The following is a 5,054-nucleotide window of genomic DNA, read 5'->3' as shown; positions in this document are numbered from 1 at the left end:
CAGTTGCGGGAGCTGTGGCTGGATCCGCAGTCGGGGCTGCCGCGGCAGGTGTTGTTGTTTTTGTCGGGGGTGTGGGGGCAGGCCTATGTCCTGATGGGGTTTGTGGCTGTACCGGGCCCAGGGGGAGAGCGCTACTGGCTGCCGGAGAGCACCCGCATCAATTTGGGCTATGGCTTTTGGACCCTGGAGGGCCTGAACCGCCGCGTGTTCAGGGGATCCCTGTCCATCCAGCATGACTACCAGGACTACCGCATTTTGCCAGAAGGGACGCAGTTGCGCTTTTTGCCTTCGCAGCCGCCGGTGGATGCGCCGCCGGTGGTAGCCGGCCTGCCGGGGAGCGCTCCTCAAGCGGAGTTGGGAGATGTGCGGGCCTTGGGAGTGGATGAGCAGGGCAACCAGCAGTTCAGCATTGGCCTGGGCCGGCGCTCCAGCCCGGACAATTCCTTGGAAGACCGAATCGTTGCTTTCAACCTAACCCGACCCACCAGCCGCAACGCCCTGACCCAAATCGATACTTTAGCTCTTTTGCCTCTGGGGAATGGCCAGTTGCCCATCTATCTCTTCCAATTCGACACCGGTCGCCCCCTCTCGCCCCTGCAGGGGGTAGAGCGCCCGCAGGTGGATCCCAACGAGGTCTTCGCTCCTAAGCCGCCAGCCATCAAACTCTTTGGAGATTAGCTCCCCAATGCTGATAGATGCTGCCTATGGGGTGATCCCCATCCTGCCCCACCCACCCGCCCAGGAAGCTCCCAGACTGGGCTCTTCTCATTTGTATCTGCTCATCCAGCACCAGAAGGGGCATTGGGCTTTCCCAAAAGGGCACAAGGATAGCTCCGAAAGCGACCTGGAGGCGGCGCAGCGAGAATTGCGAGAGGAAACCGGCTTGACCGACTACCAGCTTCTGACCCTGCCCGGCCAGTCTGACCCTTTGACGCTGCAGGAAGCCTACACCTTTACGGATCCAGAGGGGAACCGAGTGGCCAAAACCGTTACCTACTACGTGGCCTTGCTGCCGCCCCAATTTCCTCCCCCTGAGCTACAGGTGCAACCAGAGGAGGTGGCCGCCTACCGCTGGTGCTCCTACCCCGAAGCCTTGGAGCAGATCAGTTTTGAAGAGAGTCGGCAACTGCTGCGCCGCTGCCAAGCCCACCTGGAGCAGCTTTGGAAATTGGAGAAGACCTAAGTTCCGTATTTTTACGGAAGAGGTTTATCGGGGTTACCTTTATCTTGTCTTGCAGGCTTTCCGTGGGAAGTTCCCGAGTAAGAAAGCCAGCAGACAATCTGAGGGCTAGCCTTCACCTTTAGAGATTGGCTGACGAGCAATAGTCATCGATCTCCTCAGGAGGAGAGTTTTTCTGAATACGGATTGAACGCTGAAACTGCCTTTGAGTTCGTGCAGCCTTGGCCGTCTTGTTGGGCTTGGCTCATCTAAAGATCTCGTCTGGGTCAGGGCTGGGCTTGAACTGTATTCTGGAAAGCATTTTTTCACCGGCTTGTGGGGTAGCTAAGACTTCAGTCGTGTCATCAACCTCAGCGCAGGAAATTGTCCGAGCACGTCCTCTCGACCCATGAACCGTCCCCCCGTCTGTACAGAAGTCTCGGCCCATCTGCTGAACGCAGAGGTCAGCTTCACAGGAGTTGTTCGGTATTTCAGTGCCTTGGACAAAGGGGAGGGGCTGGGCACTTGGTCACTGGTGTTTCACCAAGGTCGCCTGGGGTTTGCTCACCACAGCTTGGAGCCCTTGGAGCGCTTGGATCGCCACCTGCGTCGGCTCAGCCATCAAGTCTTTTCTCTGACTCGCCAAAATTGCCTACGCATCCATCGGCAGGTGGAGGCGCTATTGGCTCAGGAGACTGGGCCTCTACCTGCAGACCTTCTGGGGCTGAGTTGGATGGTAACGGAGCAACTGCTGCCTTGGGAAGCTGCGCGCAGGTTGAATGCTTGGATCGGCGAGGAGGTGCTGCAAAATCTGTTGCTGGTTCCAGGGGGCTTTCAGCAGGAGATCATTCCACTGGACAACGTGCCCACCCTGGGCCAGTGGGATGGGGGATCCCTGCTCGACCTGATCCAAAAGCGGCTACGGGCATGGCAATCTTTGGGGCCTGAGATCACCTCCCCCTACCAACGGCCCTACTTTGCCAGCCGGGCCCAGGCAGAACGCCTTCCCGCCGAGCAACAGGAACGGCTAGGCCGGTTACTGAAGGGGTTTAGCTTCCGCCAGTTGAGCGCCCTTCTCGATCAAGACGACCTCCAGATCGCTCGCCGCCTACATCCTCTGGTCAAAGCCGGTATCCTTGTCCTGCGGGATCCCCAGCCCCCCTTTGATCGGCTGCCCAAAACCTACTCGGCCAAGCTTGAGACAGAATCACAGCCCTCAGAAACTCCCACCGTCCCTCTTCACCTGGCCAACGGGCTTGCAGATCTAGGCCCATCTCCCCAAGCCTCGAAAACCTGGATTGTGGCCTGTATTGACGACAGCGAAGCCATGCTCAGCGAGTTGCAGCGGTTGTTGGAAGGGCACAACCTGGTCATTCACACCATCAGCGACTCTTTGAAAGCCCTGATGAAGCTGACCACCCTCAAGCCAGATTTGATCCTGCTGGACGTGGGTATGCCCAACGTGGATGGCTACCAATTGTGCAGCCTCATCCGCAAATCCTCCGTGTTAAAGGATGTGCCGGTGGTGATGGTCACAGGCCACAAAGGTCTGATCGATCGGGTGAAGGCGCGCCTGGCCGGTGCCACCGATTACCTGACCAAGCCCTTTCGGCAGGAAGAATTGCTGCAGATGGTGTTTCGCTATCTCAGCTAGGGATCCCTCTAAAGGTTCGTCGAAAAAGAGATAAGGAGATGTCGATCATGGTGAAAGTTCTTGTGGTGGAAGATGTGGCCTCGGAGCGACAGCTCATCAGCGATTACCTCCGCTCAGAAGGCTATCAGGTGGTAGCGGTGGCCAACGCCCAAGAGGCATTGCAGCAGATCCGCAACGACAAACCCGATGTGGTGCTGACGGACTTGGTCATGGAAGGCATGAGCGGGCTGGAATTGTGCCGCCAAATCAAGAAAAACCCGGAAACCCAAAAGTTGCCCGTTGTGGCCTGTACTTCTAAAAATCAAGAGCTGGACAAACTCTGGGGCATGAAGCAAGGGATCGATCTTTATCTGACCAAGCCTTTTACCCGCGAAGACATTTTGCGGGCCGTGAAATCAGTAGTGCTCAGCCCGAGCTCATGATTTTTGCCACTCCTGTCCTTGCTGAGCTGCGCCTCCAGTTAGGATCCCTGTGATTATCACGAATTGTTCTTAGGAGATGTCTTAGAATTGGCAGAGCGAGAACGGCAATGGCGGTAGCTTTCTCCCCACACAGCCCTACTTCTACCCGTACCGGCGAGCTGTACTTACATCTACAGTTGGGGGTAGACTGTCGGGCCCTTTTGCCCATGGCATTTGCCCAGGAAGCTCTAATTGTTGGCCCGCACCACTTTACCCTTCTCCCCAACCAGCCCGCATGGGTGCTGGGCTTGTTCAACTATCGCAATCGCATTCTCTGGGGACTGGATCTGCCGCAATTTCTCGGCCTAGAGCCCTTGGACTTTGGGCAGCCCGAACACCACTTGGTGGTGATGCGCCCAGAATTTGGGGGCTCTGCATCGCCAGTGCGAACAGGCTTGGGCCTGGCAACCCAACACGTGAAAGGAGTAGCTCGAGTGCCCGCCGAGGAGATCCAACCCTTAACAAAAGCCCAGGCAGCACAAAACAACTTTCGACTGGAGAACTTCTACGACTCTTGCAAAGGGCTGGTGTTGGAAGGGGATGAGCCTCTCTGGGTGCTCGACCCTCTTGCCATTGTCCAAAAGCTCAACTCAGTTGATTCCTCGGCAAACCCTTGATCTTGGCGACCTTTTCCCCGACTTACCCTCACTTAAAGGCAAAATTCTATGGTTTCCTTCCGTCCCCTCTTTCTCAGGCCTGCTCCATCTTCCCGGCCCCAACGCAAAGTCGCGGGATCCCGCCTGGCCCTGGCAATCAGTTTTCCTCTGGGCATCAGCTCCCTGCTGTTTGCCGTCTCTGCCGGCAGCGTAGCCCGCACCTATTTCGAGTTCGAGCCGGCGATCTCGCGGCAGTTCACCCTGCAAAACCTGAGCGATCAGGTGATCTATTTGGATGAAGTCTTGACCATGTCTGCCCGCATGGCCGCTGCCAGCGGGGATCTGTCCTGGGAAGAGCGCTACAACATCCATGTCCCTCAGTTGGATGAGGTGCTGGCGGAGATTCAGCAATTGGATCCCGCCTCTTACGAAGCCTATGCAGCCAAAACCACAGCAGCCAACATCAAGCTGGTGGAGTGGGAAGTGCAGGCTTTTGATCTGATTCGGGCCGGCGAGCAGGAACGGGCTTTCAACTTGCTGCACAGCCCTGAGTACGAAGAGCAAAAGCGCATCTACGCCGAAGGGATCAACCAAACCCTGGAGGCCATTCGCAGCAACATTCAGGCCAGCGTCCAGCTTTACGAGCAAGAGCTGCTGCAGGCTTTGATCTTTTCCGGCATCAGCTTCCCGATTCTGCTGCTGAGCTGGGGGATCATTTTGATCCTGGTGCGCAACTTTGTGCGGGAACGCAACGCCACCTACGAGCGACAAGTTTCCGACACCCGACTGGCCCAGCGGTTTGCCGATATTGCCCGGATTCGCCAAGAGCAAGAGCTGATCGATCCCCTAACTGACTTGTTGGGCGAGATGCGCCAGCGCTTCGGTGCCGAACGAGTGGCCTTCTATCGCTTGACCGCTCCCGAAGAGGCGCAGGTTATCGCTGAATCTCACGACAGCCGCCTGCCCGACACCTTGGGCACCCTCCTCCGCAGGATCCCGGCTCCGATCCAGCAGGCTCTCCACGGCGGGCAAGTTTACGCTTTTGGCCCGGTGCCTAGGCCAGATCTGGGCGCCGACTACCTGCAGAGGCTGGCCACAGCCCAACTGAAAGCCGAGATGATAGCGCCGGTGGTGCGTGGCGATGAGCTTTACGGTTTTTTGGCAATAGGCCGCGCCCAAAGCCA

Annotated in this window: 5 protein-coding genes and 1 pseudogene; all 6 read left to right on the top strand. The window is 57.4% G+C overall.

What is annotated here, in order from left to right:
* Positions 1–678 (top strand): annotated as a pseudogene (locus tag NW856_RS05480) (hypothetical protein); the annotation flags it as partial.
* A gap of 7 nt (positions 679–685) precedes the next feature.
* A complete protein-coding gene (locus NW856_RS05475; RefSeq protein WP_414329981.1) occupies positions 686–1,183 on the top strand; it encodes a bis(5'-nucleosyl)-tetraphosphatase in 498 nt (165 codons plus the stop codon).
* Positions 1,184–1,568: 385 nt separating this feature from the next.
* The gene (locus NW856_RS05470) at positions 1,569–2,813 is read left to right on the top strand and encodes a response regulator (protein WP_011434290.1); all 1,245 of its coding nucleotides are present in this window, start codon (positions 1,569–1,571) and stop codon (positions 2,811–2,813) included.
* A gap of 47 nt (positions 2,814–2,860) precedes the next feature.
* On the top strand, positions 2,861–3,235 hold the full coding sequence (locus NW856_RS05465; RefSeq protein ID WP_011434291.1) for a response regulator: 375 nt from the start codon (positions 2,861–2,863) through the stop codon (positions 3,233–3,235).
* Positions 3,236–3,342: 107 nt separating this feature from the next.
* Positions 3,343–3,891 carry a chemotaxis protein CheW gene (locus tag NW856_RS05460; RefSeq protein ID WP_011430974.1) on the top strand — a complete coding sequence of 183 codons (549 nt, stop codon included), beginning with the start codon at positions 3,343–3,345 and terminating at the stop codon, positions 3,889–3,891.
* 48 nt (positions 3,892–3,939) lie between these two features.
* Positions 3,940–5,054 (top strand): GAF domain-containing protein (locus tag NW856_RS05455; protein ID WP_414399447.1); only part of this gene is annotated, 1,115 nt, incomplete at its 3' end.

It is taken from the genome of Synechococcus sp. R3-13 (assembly GCF_047462195.1).
Lineage (GTDB): Bacteria > Cyanobacteriota > Cyanobacteriia > Thermostichales > Thermostichaceae > Thermostichus.
The sequence above is the reverse complement of the archived record's forward strand: the minus strand, read 5'-3'. Positions and strand labels throughout refer to the sequence as shown.